This window comes from Aquimarina sp. TRL1, assembly GCF_013365535.1.
Lineage (GTDB): Bacteria > Bacteroidota > Bacteroidia > Flavobacteriales > Flavobacteriaceae > Aquimarina > Aquimarina hainanensis.
Genome location: NZ_CP053590.1, coordinates 2394956 through 2416638, shown reverse-complemented (window position 1 = coordinate 2416638; position 21683 = coordinate 2394956). Strand labels below are relative to the sequence as shown.

The window sequence follows — 21683 nt, the reverse complement described above, 5'->3', positions numbered from 1 at the left end:
TTTTATACCCCTGAGAATCAAAGTGATTTAAGTTTTTGTTAAAAAAAAGTAAACCTCCTACACAATAAATCACACAAATATGACTTAACTATTTCGTAAACTGATATCTCAATTTACTGATTACATTAGTTATAATTTTGCAACAATTCGATAACTGATAACCCCTAAAAATCATGAAACTAAGTATCATATCACAAGTCACGTTATTTTTGTTGCCAATCTTTGTTTTTTCTCAAAACAGCTTTAAGGATCACGAAATGAAATGGATGAAAGGGTGGACAAATTTTGACCCTAACCATGAAGTATATCCCGAAGCAGAGGAGACATTACCAACGATCATCGATAGCGATATATTTCTCAGTAATGACATTACTTATTTAATGTCGGGAAATGTATATGTCACTAAAAATGCTTTACTAACTATAGAAGAAGGAACCATTATACGATGTGACTCAGAAAAATCAACCTCACTGGTCATTACCAAGGGGGCCAAATTAATTGCGCAAGGTTCCAAAACGCAACCAATTGTATTCACTTCTAACAAATCTGCCAAAGGAAGAAAAGCAGGGGATTGGGGAGGTATTGTCATCGTAGGAACCGGAACTATTAACTCTCCGACAGGAACAGGCATTATCGAAGGGAACTTTGCTCCACAATATTCTATCTTTGGAGGAGACAAAGATGATGATATCACTACTATTATGACCTATGTACGTATAGAGTATGCAGGTCAGAAAATCAATCGCTCTAAAGAACTCAACGGACTTACCTTATATGCACTGGGGAAACTTTCCGTCATTAATAATATTATGATTAGCCATTCTGCTGATGATTCTTTTGAATGTTTTGGGGGGAATGTAAAAATGAACAATCTTATTTCTTATAAAGCAAAGGATGATGATTATGATTTCACCCTGGGATACAAAGGAGGTATGAAAAACATTGTGGCTATAAGACATCCTTACATTTCTGATTCCAGCGGATCATATGCAATCGAAATAGATGGATATGACAAAAACACTGGTTTTATATCTGAATCATCCTTATCAAAAGTAAAAATAGAGAATGCTGTTTTTATAAATCTTGCAGATAGAACCAACTATCAACATACTACTGCAGCTATTGCTGCTAAAAACATGGCACAATTGGACCTAACCAATTCTCAAATATCTGGATTCGCCAATGTAATAAAGTTTGACAAGTCATTTCAATCGTTTGCAGATATATCAAAGTCATTTACCTTAGACAATAGTGTCTTTAATGTACATGATAAATCTGTTTTGGTTAGCTATGATGAGCCCTATTCAACCACTAAAAAACTACTACAGTATAATATGTTCACAACGTACTTCAAAAGTGCAAAAGACTTATTTACAGACCCAATGAATATTAAACATCCTAAATTTACTTTGAAAGAATCTCTTGGCAATTACACCGTAATGCAGTAAATTTGGGTATGTACGAACATTAACTATCAATACCAATTAAGAATGAAATCGATTACAACACTGCTTTTTGCTATCCTATTTATAAACATCAGCTTTGCCCAATCTAAAGATAACATCTTCTTTGATCAAAAAACATTGATCAATAAGTTTCATACCATTGACGAGTTAGAAGAATTAAAAAAAGGGGAACTTATCAGTTTATATAAATACAGAGTAAGGGAGATACTTACCATTATCCCATATCTGGCATTAGCAAATCAAGCAGATGTTTCTTTGGGAGATAATGGAATTAAGGAAGATAGTCAAAACCTCAAAGTATTAGGGAAACATCACGAAGCCACCACCAAGGCTTTTGAAGTTACTAATAATATGATTTCAGAATTTGTTCCTTATGCTGATACCGAAAAAATAGTTTGGTCAATCCTGTACTTTGAAGAAATTATCAAAAAGATAAGAATAGGTGCCAACGGAAACTTCTAACACCAGACCTCTCTTTTAGTTTGATCCTATCTATTTAGTTTATTCGTATCTGTTGGAGAAACAATTCGCATCATAAGAAAGTTCCTTTACTGAACAGCCTAGCCTCTCCATCAATAAATAAAACCTATATAAAAAGAGTTCTTGGATTAAGAATATAACCGTTTATCATATAAGTATAAAGTAGCTTGTCGAAACAAGCTACTTTTTTTTATACCCAATTTAAAATATCAGCAAAATCACCCTACAACAAACAGCATCTCTCCTGATTTATAGTTTTGCTTTTGCAAGCAGTTCATTTACATTCTTACAGCAAATCACAAAATATCGACAAAAAACAAATTTTACTTATATAATACATTAAAAACCAACACACTCAAAAAACAAACTTCACACACTAAAAATACTCAAAAACCATAATTAACTAATAATCAATATTTTAAATAAAAATCAGAATTTTCATACAAGTAAGACAAAAAAACAATTTAGACAGAAAAAACAACTCTATAAGTAAGAATAAAACTGTTAAATTTTTGTGAAATATAACCAAAATACCGACCAACACACAAAGTTTACGGTAAACACGTAACCACATTTTATCAAAGTGTGTTAACTTGTACATCCCAAAAATATGGAGAAAGAATTTTCCTCCTAATATTATGAACCCCAAAATAGTACTATTATGAGATTAACTAATTTGATCTTGTTATTTACACTTTTAATAGCAAATCTACTTTCAGCCCAAAACTTCAATCAAAATGAACACCGATGGATTAAGGGTTGGACTAATTTTGAGCCTAATAAAGTAAACTACCCGGAAGCAGAAGAAAAACTACCTAATATTATAGATAGCGATACATTCTTACGAAATGACATCGTATATTTATTATCAGGGGATGTATATGTAACCAGTGGAGCTGCTTTAACAATACAAAAAGGAACTGTAATTCGCTGTGACCACGAGAATCCTGCAAATCTTATTATTACCAGAGGTTCTAAACTTATTGCAGCAGGGACAGAAGCCTATCCAATTGTATTCACTTCTAATAAATCTCCAAAATCAAGGACTAGTGGAGATTGGGGAGGTATCACTATTGTTGGTTCTGGAAAAATCAATACCGTATCAGGTAGCGGGGTTATACAAGGTAACTTTAATCCTCAATTTGCTATTTATGGTGGAGATCAGCACGATGAACAAACAACTATTCTTAGGTACCTAAGAATTGAATACGCAGGAAACAAAACCAAAAAAGGGAAAGGATCCCATGCTTTATCCTTATACGGACTAGGAAGCACATCTATTCTAGATCATATCATGATCAGTCATTCTGCTTTAGGGTCTTTTAGCTGGAAAGGAGGTCGAAATAATACCAAAAACCTTATTTCCTATAAAGCAGAAGCTAATGACTATGATATATCTGAAGGATTTAAAGGTGACCTTAATAACGTTATAGCCATCCGACATCCTTACATTACATGTTCCAACGGATCATATGCTCTGGCTGTAAATGGGTATAACCACGAACTGGGATATATAAAGCCAAACGCAGTTACTGACGTAACTATAACGGATGCTACCTTAGTCAATTTATCAGATAGCAGCAACTACCAACATACAACAGCTGCGATCAAATCGTCTAATCTGGCTACTCTGTACATTCACAACTCGAAAATATCCGGTTTTTCTAACGTCATTAAATTTGATAAATCATACTCCTCTGTTGACGTTATCGAAAAGACTTTTAAAATGGATAATAGTTTTTTTAATATTCACGGAGATGGTGTTGAATCTAGAAGTATTGAAAAAACTAGTATTGTAAACATCTTAAAATACAATCGATTCACAAAGGATTTCCTTAGTGCAGAAGATTTATTTAAAGACCCCACGAATATAATAGCCCCTAAATTCCAGTTAAAACAGTCATTAAATAATTATACGGTTATGCAGGAATAGAAATAAACTGCACTCACTTACTTTTTTTGCTCCAAAAATAAAAACAAGTATGAGAATCCATCAAGAACACTTGAGTAAATAACCTACAGATTAACAGGTAATCAACAGCTTCATCTTTTGCAACCTACAATTTATACAACACCATTCGAAAAAGATGAAGCTTTTTACCAAAAAAGATAAACCTAAATAACAATCAAATAAAAAAAATGATATACATACCCAATAGCACACAAACATATTTTGTTAACCACAAAATGATATAACACTTTTTTCACAAACTCAACTTTAGTTTAATTGTGCTATTATGAGTATTATTACTTAGGGTAGAAAGCGGTCATGTGACCGCTTTCTTTTTTTTTAGAATTTTCACCCTTTATATCCAGCAGGATGAGTATCTTTTCAGTGCATAAACTCCTCTGAAACAGACATAGGAGATATCATATAAGAAATGATTATTAATTTTGAGATAAGTACTAAAGCATTTAAATCTCAATGATCAAGTATAACCTACAATCAGATTACTATTTTTTAAAATATTTATACAAGTATAATTACATATAATCGAAGTACCTTTGTGCTAGTAAGACGAAAAAAATATTGTAATGAACGACAATAATCTCAATAATAAATTAATGTTATCCAAAGAAGATATGCTTCAATATGGATACAGAATTATAGAACATATCGTTGATCATTTTGAGAATCAAAACGATAAAAAGCCTGTAACATCAGCTTCTAGACAGGAAATGGATGCATTATTAGCAGAAGATATTCCGCATACACCGACTCCAGCCAATGATGTATTGGATTTTGTAATGGATCATGTAATTCCGCATGGAAATATTGTTTCCCATCCGAAATCCTTTTCTTTTGTTCCGGGACCCAGCAATTACGTAAGCGCTATGGCAGATACCCTTGCCACTGGATTTAATATTTTCTCAGGAGGGTGGGCTGCTTCCCCGGCTGCAGCTGAATTAGAAATACAAACCATGAACTGGTTGTTGGAAATTTTTGGGTTCCCTAAAAAAAATGGAGGAGGGATTTTCACTAGTGGAGGATCCATGGCAAATCTTACCGGATTAGTAACCGCCAGAAGAATAAAATGCGGTGATGATTTTTCTAAAGCAGTGATCTACTTATCTGATCAGGCACATTCTTCCAACATCAAAGCTATCAAAGTGATTGGATTCAAAAAGGAACAAATACGGATCATTCCTACTGATATTGAATTCAAATTATCGATTAACAAATTAAAAAATGCCATTGCCAAAGACCGCCTGGAAGGGTTACACCCCTTCTGCATGATTGCATCTGCAGGAACTACCAATACAGGAACGGTAGACCCACTGGATGAACTTGCTACTATTTGCAAAAATGAAGATCTATGGTTCCACATAGATGGGGCATTTGGAGGAGCAGCCATCTTAGCAAAAGATGGTAAAAAATTCCTCAAAGGAATTGAAAAAGCAGACTCTTTGACCGTTGACCCACATAAATGGTTTTTCCAACCTTATGAAATGGGTTGCTTATTGGTAAAAAACCATAGCTGGTTAAGTGGTACATTCAGTGAAAAACCGGAATACTTACGAGATATTGAAGGAAATGAATCTGAAATTAACTTCTATGACCACGGAATTCAACTAACCAGACGATTCAGGGCGTTAAAATTCTATATGTCACTCAAAACATTCGGGCTGGACGCTTTTAAAAATGCTGTACAATACAACATCGAATTAGCAGAAAAAACCGAGGCTATTCTTCGCAAAAGTGCAAAGTGGGAAGTTATCTCTCCCGCAACTCTGGGAGTGATTAATTATAGATATCACCCTATTAATCATACACTATCAGAAGAACAGCTAGATAAAATCAATCAAAACATCTCAAAAAAAATCACCGCTTCAGGAGATGCATTATTAGTAACCACGATTCTGCAAGGTCAAGTAGTACTTCGCATGTGTCTGATCAATCCCAGAACCACCTTACAACATATTCAGGATACCCTGGATCAATGTGAGGCTTACGGAGCAGAAGAAATGGAAACTATACAAGAAAAATAACTTCCTCTTTCTTCTAAATAAAAAAGCCTTGTACTTCTGTTACAAGGCTTTGTCATATAAATATGCTACCCTTTCTTTTTAAATGCTACCTTTCAAAATATCATTTCCTTCTCTTATTCACACAGAAATAAGTCCTTAATTATTGAAAATCAAAAAAGTAACACCTGTATTCTTATTAGCTATAATAGGTTTGTATTCTAACAACATCAAAAACTAAAAAAGATGAAAACAAGAAAAATGGTAGTATTGGTTATGATAAGCACCTTGATAGGTTTGGGAGGGTGTTTTACCGGGTGTTCGGGAGAAGATGGAGATCTCGGACCACAAGGTCCCCAGGGAGATCAGGGAATACAAGGAGAGCAAGGTATAAAAGGAGATCAGGGAGATCCCGGAACCGCTAATGTCATCTACTCTGACTGGATTAGCAGAAATTTTCTCAATCCTAATGCTTCTTCTCAAAATGCACAAGGACTCGCAACCATAGACACTAGTGAAGTCAATACGAATACAGATGTGATACTTGTTTATGGCAAACGAAATGACAATACAGTCTATCAGCTCCCCTATATTCATGCTCCACAGGAAGAGTACTATGGATTTGCTCTTTTTGAATCCGATAACGGTAGTTACTATAGTTTACAAATACGGGTAAATTCCCTCAATGGAGAAAGCAGAGTGTATACTTTTTTCAGTGATTTTAGATATGTAATCATCCCTGGAGGGCATACTGTACAAGATACAGAAGGAGGCTCCAAAAGAAAAAAGTACACCCAAATGTCATATAAAGAAATCAAGGAGCTTTTTGATATCAAAGAATAAATTATTCTCTACCCCTTTTTTACACCTAAACAGTTCTCCTGATTCGGAGAACTGTTTTTTTTTCATCTAACACCTCTTTAAACTATCACCCAACAACAATCTGTTATTTATATATTATTTTATCGTATATAAATTGTTATTTATATACGGTTTACCTTTAAAATGTATAACTCTTTTCCTGTGTTAAATCTCCTTTTATTTAAAAAAAATGAGCATGTCACTGTTAATTTATTAACAGTATCTCCCCCTTATCATGTTAAAGTTTTGAAAGCAGTCATTTTCACCACAAAACATTCATAAAAAAATAAACTACTAATTATCAGCACATAAAAAACAAATCCCCTTGAAAAAACAACTCTTTTCTCCATATTATTTATCCTATACACTTTGTTAACACACAAAATAACGTTTGTTTTTTTCATTAGTTAGACATGATTATTTGTTGTAAGCGCTTAACATACAGGTAACCAATTATTAACAAAAAAAACACAACTTTATGCCTATCAAAAAAAGCAATTCCAAATCAATAGGATATAGCTCCTATCTAAGGGTAGTTACAGCAGTATTAATCAGTATTGTTATTATCGGATGCCAAACAGAAGAAGACACACTTGAGATACAGAATAAAGAAATTTCACAAGACTCCAGTACTATCGCTGAAAAACTAAAGGACGGAACTTACCTTCCTGTATTTACATCCTCAAACACTGAAAACCAGTCATCAGAAAAGAGCACTACTGCTCCAATCAAGCAACCACTAACAAGAGCCATCGTCGACAAGCTATGGAACACCAAATCAACCAGAAAACGACAACAATTACTACGTTTATTCACCTCGGATGACGGATATGAACCGGATGGAATCTCTTTTAATAAAACTGAAGGAGTTGACTGGTGGGGATATACGGATGATGAGTCTGATTATTTACCTATTCCAAGCGTCTCTCATCGACTTGGGCTAAAAGCCTACACCCAGATAAATCCTCCAACTCTAAAACTTGAATCTCGATCTTCTTTAAATGATATCGGAAACCATCGAGTAGCATATTTGATAAATAAAACAGACCAAATCTTATCTGCTAAACTGGATCAATATCAGGAAACTCAATCCAAAATCACTGTTACTAATGAATACACTCAAGAGTTTACTGTAGGAGCAGAAGCTTCTTTCACTACTGGTATTAAAATGATAGCAGAAGGAAAAATTAAAGTAACCGCCAGTGCAAAAATTGGCTTTAAACAGATCCGTGGAAAAGAAGAAACTTTTATTTCTCGTAATGGGTTAGAAGTTAGAGGGATTTCAGTACAACCAAGGTCCGTATTAAAAGTCACGTATATCGAATTAAAACAAACTGCTAAATGGAGTTTTGAATCCGGAGTATCCATGAATGGAATGGTAGGACTTAATTACGGTCACCCTGTACGAAACAACAATTCGAGTACTGCCCATTATTTTTGGGGATTACCTGCCAGTAGAATCACTGATGGTTTTATAGAAAATAACAAAGGGTATATTGAAACTGAAGGATATATGTTAGCGACTCAGATTGATGTAATCTCCTATGACGAATTTAATGCAGAGGATGCTATCGGTAAAATCATCGATCTATCGAAACAATAAACTACCAAGGCACAAACAAATAACGCATTGTATAAAGAAATAACTCTCTCAAACAAAAAACAGTATAACCGTTACTTTTTTAGGTTATACTGTTTTTCTTATTTTCAACTAATGATCCTGTTTTTATTATCACTCTCATTACTAATAGTGATATCTAATTCCTTAAATCATATCTAACATGGCACAAAATCATCTCATGAAAAATATTATTACGACCCCATTCACATACATTATATCCGCCACGATTGTATTCTTTTCTTGTCAGAATGAACAAGAAGACCACCTTACTAAAAACAATGTAGAAACAACAACTCCCCTTCATATCAAAAAAGGGTATTCTTCTTTAGAAACAATGTTACAACAGGAAACTTTTACATCTTTCAATTCCGGGGACCTCCCTTTTTTAAAAAGAAATGCCAAAATAGCAAAAAGCACTGTTTCTACTCCACTTTCACGAGCAATCGTCGATAAATTGTACAATACCCAATCCTCCCCTAAACGCACTGCTTTATTTAACCTGTTCACCTCAGCTGATGGTGTGGTTCCTGATGCTATTTCATTTAACAAGACAGAAGCTATCGATTACTGGGGATATACAGAAAACACTTCGGATTACATCCCTGTCCCGAATGTATCTCAACAGCTAAACCTTCGCCCTACTATAGATATCAACCCTCCTCATATCAAGGAACTCTCCAGAACAATTAAAGAAGACACTCATACGATTCAATATTTTATCAATACCAGTAATCAAGCATTAGCAACACGAGTATATGCTACTCAGCAAAAAAAATCAAAAATCAGCTGGGTCAACGAATATGAACAAGCGTTCGAATTAAAGACCTCTGCCACATTCAGTACAGGGATCAAAATGATTGCAGAAGGAGAAATTACTGCCACTGTAGGACTCAAAATAGGCTTTAAGCAAATCAGAGGAAGTGAAGAAGTTAACATATTCGCTACAGGTCAGGAATTTCAAAACGTTATTGTCCCTCCTCGATCTGTATTAAAAGTCACCTTTCTCAACATCAAAGAAGAAGCGAGATTCTCTTTTAAATCTAACGTCAAAACAACAGGGGCTGTAGGTGTAAATTATGGTCATCCTGTAAAAAATTACAATAGCGAAACTGCTCATTATTTTTGGGCACTTCCTGCTGAGCGAATTACTCAAGGGTATCTGGAAGACCTAAAAGGAACTATTACCTCTAATGGATACCGTCTTCTAATAAATACCGAAATCATTTGTCTTGATAATTTCACTCATTCCCCTGAAGAAATAGTTTCTGAACTAATAGATCTGACAACAACCGGAAATAGCACTAATCAGAATACGCCTTACCATTGTAGTAGCAATTTTTACAACCCCAGCTGTGTTTCTAACATAGGCTATTCCAGAGAGCTCCTCACCGGAGATTGTTATTTGGAAATCATAGAAGGAAAAAAGCAACTCTTCATCAAACAGGAAATAAACGGGCGTATCAAAAGAACCCGAATTAATTTTAATGATTGTGACCAATGTCTAAATGCACATACAGGAGATGTACTACCTAATCATTAACCTTTGATAAAACTCATAAAAATATATAATAAAAGCTACCTAATTTTGGTAGCTTTTATTGTATATCTACTTTCTTTTTTTTTATCTTTATGTAGATTCTCAATATCAAAAAATCAATTTTATCATTTTTTGAACCGCAAAGATTATTGTAAAAAAGCAAAATTAATACGCTAAAAACCAACCTGCTATCAATAATCGACTCATAACCAAGCTTCTATTTTTTTATTAAAAGACTGTTGAAAAATAATATTTTCAATCTACAGGAACTCCTTGTATCTTTCTTTGCGTATTGACTACTAAACCAATTGGAAAAATGCATGCGTTTTTCCTTTCTTAAAACCAACCAGAATGACCAACCAACTATACCGAGAATTCGTAAAAAAATTTACTTGCCCTACCCCAACGCCCCGTACTATTGGAATTGAATGTGAATTCCCAATTGTAACTCATAAAGGGGAAGCCCCCCCTTTTTCACTAATTCAAAGGCTTTTTATCCATCTAGAAAAAGCAGGTTTCCTGCTAGAAAGAGATTCTTTTACTGGTTTTTATTGTACTGCTACAAAAATGGCAGCTTCGCCATCCTCTACCGCCTTTTATCAAGACAGTATTACGACTGATGTAGGTTATAGCATTCTCGAGATTGTACTTGCCCCGCAACATACATTGTATCAATTGGAAACACGCTTAACCAAAATCCTTCATCATATACTTCCTTTTCTGCTCAAACATCAATGTTATATAATCGGCTATGGAATACAACCATGTGCCACTCCTGGTCATGAGTTGGTCATGCCTAAAGAACGATATCTTTTTTTTAAGCATTTTTCATATCACAACTTCATACCGCCTACAAAAGGGTTTGACTCAGACCATTTAGCCATTACAGCTTCTAATCAATGCCATATCAAAGTAAATGAAACAGAAGCCATTGATGCTGTTAATATATTAAATGCATTTTCAGGTCCTCTTATTGCTATGCAAGCAAATTCCCCTATCTGGAATAACCAACATACTGACCAATATAAAGCAAACCGAGAACTATTATGGAAATATGCTTTTCCTAACCTGTCACAACAGCTTGGTATACCCCCAAAATTTACTTCTCTTTCTGACTACCTGGAACACCTATGTCAGATTTCTACCTTACTTATTCCCCGAGATGGCACCTACTATCAGGTTATCAACAAAACAAATTTCAATACTTATTACCAACAAAAAGGAGTCGCTATAGGACGCGCTCTAAATAAAAAAGAAATCCCCATCACCCCACAGCCCGAAGACCTGCATCACATTGTTCCTTTTAGTTGGTTCAATGCGCGACTCGTCCCTAAATACGGAACTGTAGAAAGTCGAATGTGCTGCCAACAACCTCCTGGAGAAACACTTACTTCTGCTGCTCTTACTTTGGGACTCATTGAGAATATAGATGCTGCTAAAATACTTATGCAGCGCTTATCACTACAAGAATGGAAGCAATTCCGAATGGAGGCTATTAAACACGGAATGGCTCTAAAAAAATCTTCTCATGATATGATCGGCATTATTAAAGAAGTGCTCACTATTGCATATATAGGATTATTACAACGAGGTCAACAGGAGGAACAATTCCTACAGCCTCTGTATAATCGTATTAAAACATTAGAGAGTCCGGCAGATATTGCCCTAGCCCTAATGCATCATGGAGGCATGTCGGCATTCTTATCTCATTACGCATTTCCTACCCCCAAACAAGCTGAATGGCATCAATACCTTAAACACAGTAATTCTTTTTTAAATACTTCTCTTAATACCGTTTGATTATGATAAAGACAGAACAACTTAATGAAATACAAAAAACCGAACACCCGAATCAGGATATTTTTTTACAGCGAATTCCAGAGGAAGTTTATACGGAAATGGTCACTAATTTTTCTAAAGACTATCAGTTTTCTAATGGAGAAGAAAACGGAGGCAATATGCGGATTGCCAATTATTTTGTTGGTATTTCCAGAAAGCTGGCTAATGACTTCGTATCTTTTATCAGAGAGATGCAGCATAAACTGACAGAAGGGCGATTCCCACAACATCAGCTCCCTCCTGGTTTTAAACCTGTACCCAGAAACCTTCTGGCACAGGAAAAAAACGGCAATGGATTCTCCTTTGGAAGTTTCGATCTGGCAGTTTCTGATATCGGATTACACAACATCGAATTTCAGGCAGTAGCCACCTACCCTATCAGTGCTGCCAGACTTAATCGCTTTCTCGCACAAAAAATAGAAAATCCGGATATTTCGATTTTTGCAGATAGCGCTTCTACCACCTGGGAAGAGTTCAAAAAAATATACCAACGAATTCTTGGAGGACGACATCAGGAAGAGGTGTATCTTACAGATATTAATCTCCATTCGCAAAAAACTAATTTTGAGTTTTTCGCTACTCAAAAAGAACTGGATATCTCCGTAAAACTTGCCGACAGAAATGATATTTTTGAATCTGAAAATCGTCTATACCATCAAACTCCGGGAAGTAGTTCTCCGAGCTCTATTCATCGACTTTATAATAGAATTTTACTTTCGGATGCTATTTTTGATCAACATTACCCGGTAGATGAAGAAAGCTGGAAGTTTAGGTTTGATTGTCGATATGACCACTTAAAATTTATAAATCACCCCAGTAAACAGTTTGATATATCAAAACGTTTATCCCCCTATATCAAACATCCATTCAACCCTCCTTGTTTTGAACTTACGGAAGTACTCCCGCTTTTTGAGAAAGGGGTACTAGAATACAAAGATTTTGTATGGAAACACAAATGGGGAGCAGCCGGAAAAGGACTTTTCTTATCTCCTTCACCTGCAACTGCTACCGAGTTACAAGGAATCACTCATCAATATATTGCTCAGAAAAAAATAGCTTATACAACATTCAAGACGGATGACGGACAAGAAAAAATAATTGAACTCCGATTTATGACTGCGCATCATCAAGACCAATGTATTATTGTTCCTATGGCACGAATTGGTCATGTTGTTCGTACCACAGACGGTTCTGTATTCTACAAAATTCACTTTGCAGACAATAACCAAAAAGGATACGGTTTTAGTCCTGTATTAATTTTTGAATAACATAGTGTATTACCCTATAACCAAAACCATTATAAAAAAGAATTACCTCAATACTATTTTATGTATCAAGTGATGTTTTGACACTCCGGAGGATTCCCTGAAACCAAAAGTCAACTTTAAACAAGTACTTCATAGGCTTCCTCCGGGATCACATATCTTATAACAAATATGAATTTTCCTAACTTCATACACAGGTACTAATCATCTGAGGACTGGTGTTCTAATCGCTGCATAAATTTCTCTACATTGAATTTAATATCATCTTCTCCTACCTGATCAAAAGGGTTTTCCATATGCTCTTGTATATTCTCTAAACTCACAAGAATCATTGTTAGTAAAATTGGAATTACAAACTCTAACCCCCATGACATATCTTCTGCCTTATATGCAAAATATGGTCCATACACAACTGGAAGTACTTTTATGAATAACGAGCTAAATGCGCGTAATGTCCTAGGAGTTCTATATTGATAGATATGCTTAATTGATTCGAACGAAATCATCATTTTTTGTAAGTATTGGTTCGTTCTGGAACATTCTCCTGATGAAAGTCCTTCTCCTCTTAGTTCATGTTTTATATACAATGAAAAATCAGAAAAACTATCATATACCTTTTTTTCATTCTCCATAAGTTCAGATTTAGAGCTGGTAAACATAATTCTGAAATTATTAAAAAAGTCATAAATAATCTGATTCATCTTAGCTATATTCTCTGGTTTCGGAGTCTCTAACCAATCTCTGGACACAAAATAAATTGCTCGTAAATACCCTTTGATTGCTGCGTATTCTCTTAAGGCTGCTTCTCTGCGCTTATACGCTCCTCCTATAGAAAAAACAATCGGAAAAATGATAGAGGTAGCTACCAGTGTTAATGGAAATTCTGCCTCGAATTTAAAATAAATACACAAGGCTGTAGACAATACTGCCAAGCCTGATATAATAATGGTTTGAAGATTAATAAGTAGTAAAAACTTTTTTATTTCATGTATCATGTAACTACGGTATATATTGACAAAACTGTTGTTGAGACACTTGCTATCAAGAAGATAAATTCATGCTACAATACTTTCAATTATCTCTATAGAGAAGATCACTAAAATAAAAAGCGTACAACACCTATCTAAGTCGACCTGTTCATAAGTAGATGTTTCAAATATTTTCCCCTTTCCGGATACAAGCATCCGAATATCCCAAGCGGCTAATCTATAAAAACTTGTAAAAGTTTTTTTGATTTTAACAAAATGTAAACGATTCTGGAAAAAATGCACTTCTTTCATCGCTAGCTATCCCTTGTAACAACTAGGCTAAACACTTACTTATGATTCTTTTAATTACGTCAAGAAAAGCGACTTCCACTCCTCCTAAAACAACCAAAAACAACTAAAAATCAATACATTATATTTTTATTTCTCAAAACATTATGATAGATTTGTTGGGCTGGAAAAAAAAGAGCATGCTATTTTTTCTGGTCATATCGATATGTAAAAGACAGCGTATGGCTGCACCTGTCTTGTATTTGGGGGAATACACTATCAGTTCGGAAAAAAAGTAATAGAATCATTTTTTACTATACTAATAATCTACAAACTCACTAAAAAATGAAAAACTATTTGCTTTTGATAGTCATGCTCATGACTGTCACAATTTCTGCACAAAATCCCAAAGAAGATTACGCGCAAAAACCCATGATCATTGCAGATGAATTTAAACTCGATGAATCGACTTCGCACCCGTATACAACAGCAAAATCCGGAAAACAAATTCTCTATCAAAAAGAATTTTACTCTGCCAAGGCTTCTTATGTAAAACTATACTTTAAGAATTTTGATCTGGCACCCGGGGATTATGTAGAAATATATAGTCCTAACAATGGTGAAACGAAAATCTACGGACAAAAAGGAAAAATCATTGATGAACAGATGACTATGATCAGTGATTTCTGGACACAAGCTATTTTCGAAGATAAAATCATTGTTACACTATACAGCTTTGGGCAATCCGATAAGCACTATGGGTTTGATATTACTAAGGTTGCATATGGATATACTTCCGAAAAATTAGAAAAAATTCTAGGTCAAAAATCAATTTGCAATAGTGATAACAAAGAACCTATTGCATGTTATCAGGGTACCGAAATGTTTGCCAAAGGAGAAGCTGTAAGTAAACTGATCATTGGAGGTCGTAGTCTTTGTACGGGATGGCTATTAGGATGTGAAGGAAATCTAATGACTAATAATCACTGTATTGGTAGTGCCTCTGCTGCTCAAAACGTAGATGTTATCTTTAATTACAGGAAAGATGGCTGTAGTGGTTCTGCGAATGCAACCAGTGAAACTGTTGCTACCTCGGCCAGCTTTATCATGACAGATTCCGGGCTGGATTTTACTTTATTAAAACTTCCCGTAAATCCAACACAAAAATATGGATATCTCAGTCTGAGTTCAGTGGCTCCGGCAAAAGGAGACCGTATCTATATTCCGCAACACCCTGGAGGAAGAAGAAAAGAAATTTCTGTAAAATCAGACCGGGATGGAGATACGAATGGATTCTCCAGAGTCTACGCTGTATCAAATTCCGGAGGGCAAACAGTACGTTACTATGCAGATACTGAAGGAGGAAGTTCAGGATCTCCTGTTATCAAGTATGACTCTCACTTGGTTGTAGCCATCCACAATACAGGAGGGTGCCCTAACGGATCATATGGACGAAGCGATGCAATTATTGCCAAAATTGGAAATAGAATGCCTAACTGTGGAGTAGACAATGGGGGAACTCCTATAGACGATTGCAAAACTACAGTTAATAGTTTCCCTTATGTGCAAAGTTTTGAAAACACTATTGGTAATTGGGCACAAAGCACTACAGATGACTTTAACTGGTCAGTGCAAACAGGAGCAACTCCATCCAGAGACACAGGACCTAGTGCTGCTAATGCAGGAAGCCATTACGTATACATGGAGACATCTTCCCCTAACTATCCAAACAAAAAAGCTATTTTAACATCCCCTTGTTTTGACCTTAAAGGGAAAAATACAGCTTCCTTGAGCTTTGCTTATCATATGTATGGAGCTAATACTATGGGAAGTTTACAACTAGAAGCTAGTATTGATGATGGGAAAACCTGGAATTCAATCTGGTCCAAATCCGGGAATCAAGGAAATGCCTGGAACAATGCTTCTGTTAACTTGGCTAGCTACCTTGGAAAGGTTGTAAAACTGCGATTCAACGGAGTTAGTGGTACTACCTGGCAAGGAGATATGGCTATTGATAATTTCAAACTATCTACAGACTCCTCTGGAGGTAATCAGTACAAAGTAACATTGGCAATCACTCTGGATAATTACCCAGAAGAAACAAGCTGGGATATCAAAAACAGTGCAGGTCAGGTTGTCGCATCTGGAGGAACTTACGGATCAGAACCTGATGGTTCTTCTATCAGCGTTTCTGAAAACCTGGATGCTGGTTGTTATAGTCTGACATTTAAGGATTCCTATGGAGACGGCATCTGTTGTAGTTATGGAAATGGTTCTTATACACTTACAGACCAAAATGGACAAACCCTGGCTAGTGGAGGGAACTTTGGTGCTTCTGAAACTAAAAACTTCTGTGTAGGTGGCGCAAGAGAAAGTACAGAAACAGAAGAAACTGTTATTTTAGAACGTACAGATGTAGCAAAAGAAACGCTAACGGCTGCTATGTCATTGTACCCGAATCCGGCAATCAACCATATTCAAATTCAGCTTGCTGCTAAACGAACTACTGCTACTTCATATTCTATTCTAGACTTAAGTGGTAAAACTGTTCAACAAGGAAATTTTGAAAAAACAATTCCTGTGGAACACTTAAAACCAGGATTATACATGATCAAAATACATGTTTCTGGTAGCACACATACTGCTAGTTTTATTAAGAAATAGAAAAAGCACTTATAAATAAAAAAAGCTGCTCTTCTTGAGCAGCTTTTTCTATTTCTGTAAGATAAACATTTAATTCAATTACTGAATTGATAAAGCGACAACAGTTCCTTCATTATTCCTGATATTAAACACTGTATCATCTTCGAAGATAAGGTACTGTCCTTTAATCCCTTTTAGCACTCCAGTATAGTGCGGAGTTTTCTCAAGGTTAAGACTTTTTACTTTCGTCGGATATTGCAATACAGGAAAGTGCAATGCTGTCTCTGTATTGGTCTCTATAAAATATTCCTTTGCTTCTTCAGGTATAAATGGCTTTAAGCGCTCTCTGTAATCAATAAGTTTTTCATCCTCAATATCATTTTTCAGCATTTTTCTCCAATTAGTCTTATCGGCCACATGTTCTTTGAGGGCAACTTCTGTAATTCCTGCCAGGTATCGATTAGGAACCTCTACTATTTCTATTGCCTCATGAGCTCCCTGATCTATCCATCGGGTGGGAACCTGAGATTTTCTGGTTACTCCTACCTTTACATTACTAGAATTTGCCAGGTATACAATATGAGGTTGTAGTTGTACTTTTTTTTCATACTCCAGATCACGATCTTCTATCCCCAAATGTGCTTTACTTAATTCGGGACGCATAACCCAATCTCCTACCTGAGGTTGTTTATAAAAATCATCATAGCAAAATCCCTGTCTGAAAATCTTCTTTTCCAAGCCACATGCCAGACATTGGTATCCTTCTAACGAAATAGTCAATGTTTTATCTAACAATTGATTCATATGGATAAAATCTGATTCAAAAACCAGGTAATACTGAATGGGGTCTGCAATCTCTGTCTGCATTTTAGTAAGTACTCCTTTATATTGCATAAAAAGTCATGTTATATCACTAATCCCGTAATGGAATGTTATTATTTTTATTATTTTAGTTCCTTATTGAGATACTTGAACAGTTTGTATCTCCAGGGTAAAAATTCAGCCTAAATATACATCAAAAAATGCCAATACCTCTAGTTAACTCTATTGCCAGCTGGTTTCTTAAAAAGCGTTTTCACCAAATGGAGCTTTTCTTAAAGTATCCCAATGAAGTACAACACGAGTTATTACACAATTTACTGGAAGTTGCAAAAAACACCGAGGTAGGAAAGGCATATGATTTTGCTTCGATTACCAGTTATGAAACTTTTAAAGAACGGGTTCCTATAAAAACTTATGAGGAATATGAACCTCTTATTGAAAGATCCCGATCAGGAGAGCACAATATATTTTGGCCACGACCTATTAAGTGGTTCGCTAAATCCAGTGGAACTACCAGTGCCAAGAGTAAATTTATTCCTGTAAGTCAGGAATCTCTGGAAGATTGTCATTACGCTGCCGGAAAAGATTTACTCTGTATGTATCTGAACAATAATGAAAACTCTATGCTTTTTACAGGAAAGAGTCTTCGATTGGGAGGAAGCAAAAAACTAAACAAACAAAATGGCACTTCTTATGGTGACTTATCTGCCATCATTATTGACAATATGCCCTTGTGGGCTGAATTTAGCTCTACGCCCAGTAATGAAGTTTCTCTGATGAATGACTGGAAAATCAAAATGGAAGCCATTGTACAGGAAACTATCCAGGAGAATGTAACTAGTCTTGCAGGAGTTCCTTCCTGGATGCTCGTCTTACTAAACAAAGTACTGGAGACCCAACAACAGGAAAACCTATTAGAAATCTGGAAGAATCTCGAGGTATATTTCCATGGAGGTGTCAGCTTTGATCCATACAGGGATCAATATCAAAAAATTCTTCCCCGGGATTCTTTTAAATACTATGAAATCTATAATGCCTCTGAAGGCTTTTTTGCAATACAGGACAGAAATTACTCTTCAGAGTTATTACTCATGCTTGATTACGGTATCTTCTACGAGTTTATTCCTATGGATACCTACGGAACTGATCAACAAATAATAATTCCACTTAGCGAGGTTGAAATTGGCAAGAACTATGCTATTGTAATCACAACCAACGCTGGGCTATGGAGATACCAAATTGGAGATACAGTACGCTTTACTTCAATCACTCCGTATCGCATCAAAATATCTGGTCGTACCAAACACCACATTAATGTGTTTGGAGAGGAATTAATTATCGAAAACACAGAAAAGGCCTTGAGTTTAACTTCTAAAGTTACAGCGAGTGAAGTAGTTGACTACACCGTCGCTCCGATTTTTATGAAAGGTAAGGAAAAAGGAGCCCATGAATGGATTATAGAATTCAAGACACCTCCTAAAGATATTTCTGAATTTGCAGCGATTCTGGATCAGAATTTACAACAGGTAAATAGTGACTACGAAGCCAAAAGATACAATAACACTACCTTAAATATACTTCAAATCCGTACTGCCAGGAAAAACTTATTCCACGATTGGCTTCAAAAAAAGGACAAGTTAGGGGGGCAGCATAAAATACCTCGTCTATCGAATAAACGAACGTATATAGAAGAGCTCTTAGAACTCAATACAAGGCAGTAACAACCTCTGAATCAACCATACACAAAAAGCTGAAATTGACGTTTTTAACGTAAAAATATTGCATATTTTGCCTTTATTTTACGGTTTAACCGTATTAAATAGGTGTTAAATTTATAGTTTTTAAGCACATTTTGTGTTGTTCATCGAACAAACGCATCTATTAGTCTAAAAATTAAAAAAAAGGTTCTTGATTCTATTTTTTCATATTAAATTTGTTTCCAGATAGTTAAAAGATTAACCCAAGCCCCAACATTATGAAAAACTTATTTCTTAACTTAATTTTCACATTCTTCACCATCATCACTTTCGGGCAACAGGCGAATACATCTGCTAAATTTCAAAACACCACGAACACTATTTCTAAACAGAGCAAGTCAACCTCTAACACTAAAGCAAAGGCTTTTGATGTATCTGAAGATGAAAATATATGCTATAGCGAGACTTCTAGAGTTGCTTTTTATGAAGCACTAATTGATAAAAATGGTTTCGATATCGAATTAAGAAACAGTAAAGGTGTAGCTATCAAAAGCACAGAAGAGATCATTTCTAAAGCAAAAAGCTTAATATTATATTCTGAAGAAGATCAGCCAACTCAGACGGACTACTAACTAACTGCACAATTACTAATAGAGAAGTTATTTGGTTATTTCACTATCTATTCTTATCCATAACTTCATTTCTTACACAAACACATCTTATTTAGGAGCTTATTTAGTTTTATTGTAAGCTTTCTTATCACACACTGACAAAACACACAATCATACAGCAAAACCTAGTTTATAAGCAAATAGTACTACTTGAATATAAATATATTCTCGAGATACCCTAAAAAAACCTTTTTTTGCTCAAATAAAAAAAGCTCTTATTACTAATTAGCAATAAGAGCTTTTTTATGTTTTTATTATAAGCTAGCTACTAATACTTAAACAGGCTCTAAGACACTGCTTTTAATTTATTAATAGTTGACTTATTGAGTTTTTGAGCTGCGTACTCTTCCGTCACCTCGAATTCTTTTTCTTCGCTTTCTGGTAACTCATACATCGCATCTGTAAGGATTGCTTCACATAAAGATCGAAGTCCTCTGGCTCCCAATTTATACTCTATGGCTTTCTCTACAATATAATCCAACGCTTTATCAGTAATAGAAAACGCAATATCATCCATTTCAAAAAGCTTCTTATATTGCTTGATGATTGCATTTTTAGGCTCGGTCAGAATAGCCCTCAGCGTCTTTGCATCTAACGGGTTCATGTATGATAGTACAGGAAGACGTCCGATGATTTCAGGAATCAGTCCAAAATCTTTTAAATCTTTTGGAATGATATACTGCAATAAATTATCTTTTTCTATGGTATCTTCACTTTTAGAAGCGCTGAATCCCATAGCCTGCATATTTAATCGTTTCTGAATAATTTTTTCAATCCCATCAAAAGCACCTCCAGCAATAAACAGAATATTCTCTGTATTTACCTCAATGAATTTTTGATCCGGATGTTTTCTTCCTCCTTTTGGCGGAACATTGACGATTGTCCCTTCTAACAGTTTCAATAACGCTTGCTGCACACCTTCTCCTGATACATCTCTGGTGATACTTGGATTATCACTTTTTCTGGCAATCTTATCAATCTCATCAATAAAAACGATTCCTTTTTGTGCTTTCTCCAGATTATAATCTGCTGCCTGTAAAAGTCTGGTAAGAATACTCTCTACATCTTCTCCTACATATCCCGCTTCTGTCAAAACAGTAGCATCAACGATCGCCAAAGGAACATTAAGCATTTTAGCAATTGTTTTTGCTATCAGAGTCTTTCCTGTTCCTGTCTGCCCAACCATAATGATATTACTTTTCTGAATTTCAATATCATCTTCAGTTTGTGGCTGCAATAATCGTTTGTAATGATTATATACTGCTACAGACATTATTTTCTTTGTAAAGCCCTGACCTATTACGTACTCGTCCAAAAACTTTTTAATTGCCATGGGTTTCCGTAGCATCAACTCATTACTCAACTCTCCATTATCTTCTTCTTTTGTCTCCTCCAGTACAATCCCATGAGCCTGAACAATACATCTATCACAGATGTGCGCATCCAATCCTGCTATTAACAAATTGGTTTCAGGTTTCTTTCTTCCACAAAAAGAGCACTCTAAGTCTTCTTTCGCCATAATTTGTATTTTCTATTTCTAAAAAACTGCTTCAGATGTA

15 protein-coding genes are annotated in these 21683 nt (G+C 35.3%); 12 read left to right on the top strand and 3 right to left on the bottom strand.

Features of this window, described 5'->3' with window-relative positions:
* Positions 1 to 173 precede the first annotated feature (173 nt).
* The 9 genes from HN014_RS09840 (at position 174) to HN014_RS09800 (ending at position 13038) form a co-directional block, all read left to right on the top strand.
* Entirely contained in the window at positions 174 to 1448 is a 1275-nt protein-coding gene (locus tag HN014_RS09840; RefSeq protein WP_176028713.1) for a hypothetical protein, read from the top strand.
* Positions 1449 to 1490: 42 nt separating this feature from the next.
* Positions 1491 to 1928, top strand: a complete 438-nt coding sequence (locus tag HN014_RS09835; protein WP_176028712.1) for a hypothetical protein — start codon at positions 1491 to 1493, stop codon at positions 1926 to 1928.
* A 679-nt stretch (positions 1929 to 2607) separates the two neighbouring features.
* Positions 2608 to 3879, top strand: a complete 1272-nt coding sequence (locus HN014_RS09830; protein ID WP_176028711.1) for a hypothetical protein — start codon at positions 2608 to 2610, stop codon at positions 3877 to 3879.
* Positions 3880 to 4481: 602 nt separating this feature from the next.
* A complete protein-coding gene (locus HN014_RS09825; RefSeq protein ID WP_176028710.1) occupies positions 4482 to 5936 on the top strand; it encodes an aminotransferase class V-fold PLP-dependent enzyme in 1455 nt (484 codons plus the stop codon).
* 222 nt (positions 5937 to 6158) lie between these two features.
* A complete protein-coding gene (locus HN014_RS09820; protein WP_176028709.1) occupies positions 6159 to 6755 on the top strand; it encodes a collagen-like protein in 597 nt (198 codons plus the stop codon).
* A gap of 496 nt (positions 6756 to 7251) precedes the next feature.
* Complete coding sequence (locus HN014_RS09815; RefSeq protein WP_176028708.1) at positions 7252 to 8376, top strand: hypothetical protein; 1125 nt, start codon at positions 7252 to 7254, stop codon at positions 8374 to 8376.
* 196 nt (positions 8377 to 8572) lie between these two features.
* Entirely contained in the window at positions 8573 to 9934 is a 1362-nt protein-coding gene (locus HN014_RS09810; RefSeq protein WP_176028707.1) for a hypothetical protein, read from the top strand.
* Between the two features lie 348 nt (positions 9935 to 10282).
* Entirely contained in the window at positions 10283 to 11731 is a 1449-nt protein-coding gene (locus tag HN014_RS09805) for a glutamate-cysteine ligase family protein (RefSeq protein ID WP_176028706.1), read from the top strand.
* 2 nt (positions 11732 to 11733) lie between these two features.
* Positions 11734 to 13038 (top strand): hypothetical protein, encoded by a 1305-nt coding sequence (locus HN014_RS09800; protein WP_176028705.1) that lies wholly within the window; start codon positions 11734 to 11736, stop codon positions 13036 to 13038.
* 197 nt (positions 13039 to 13235) lie between these two features.
* Here HN014_RS09800 and HN014_RS09795 read toward each other — a convergent pair whose 3' ends face one another.
* Positions 13236 to 14030 carry a hypothetical protein gene (locus HN014_RS09795; protein ID WP_176028704.1) on the bottom strand — a complete coding sequence of 265 codons (795 nt, stop codon included), beginning with the start codon at positions 14028 to 14030 and terminating at the stop codon, positions 13236 to 13238.
* A 606-nt stretch (positions 14031 to 14636) separates the two neighbouring features.
* Between HN014_RS09795 and HN014_RS09790 the strand changes: the two genes are divergently transcribed.
* Positions 14637 to 16955 (top strand): trypsin-like peptidase domain-containing protein, encoded by a 2319-nt coding sequence (locus HN014_RS09790; RefSeq protein WP_176028703.1) that lies wholly within the window; start codon positions 14637 to 14639, stop codon positions 16953 to 16955.
* 78 nt (positions 16956 to 17033) lie between these two features.
* On the opposite strand, the gene HN014_RS09785 is transcribed toward HN014_RS09790, so the two are convergent.
* On the bottom strand, positions 17034 to 17828 hold the full coding sequence (locus HN014_RS09785) for a DUF2797 domain-containing protein (RefSeq protein ID WP_176028702.1): 795 nt from the start codon (positions 17826 to 17828) through the stop codon (positions 17034 to 17036).
* Between the two features lie 128 nt (positions 17829 to 17956).
* Here HN014_RS09785 and HN014_RS09780 point away from each other — a divergent pair, with 128 nt between their 5' ends.
* Entirely contained in the window at positions 17957 to 19477 is a 1521-nt protein-coding gene (locus tag HN014_RS09780; protein ID WP_176028701.1) for a GH3 auxin-responsive promoter family protein, read from the top strand.
* Positions 19478 to 19731: 254 nt separating this feature from the next.
* Positions 19732 to 20085, top strand: a complete 354-nt coding sequence (locus tag HN014_RS09775; RefSeq protein WP_176028700.1) for a hypothetical protein — start codon at positions 19732 to 19734, stop codon at positions 20083 to 20085.
* A 325-nt stretch (positions 20086 to 20410) separates the two neighbouring features.
* On the opposite strand, the gene clpX is transcribed toward HN014_RS09775, so the two are convergent.
* Complete coding sequence (gene clpX, locus HN014_RS09770; RefSeq protein WP_176028699.1) at positions 20411 to 21643, bottom strand: ATP-dependent Clp protease ATP-binding subunit ClpX; 1233 nt, start codon at positions 21641 to 21643, stop codon at positions 20411 to 20413.
* Between the last annotated feature and the right edge of the window lie 40 nt (positions 21644 to 21683).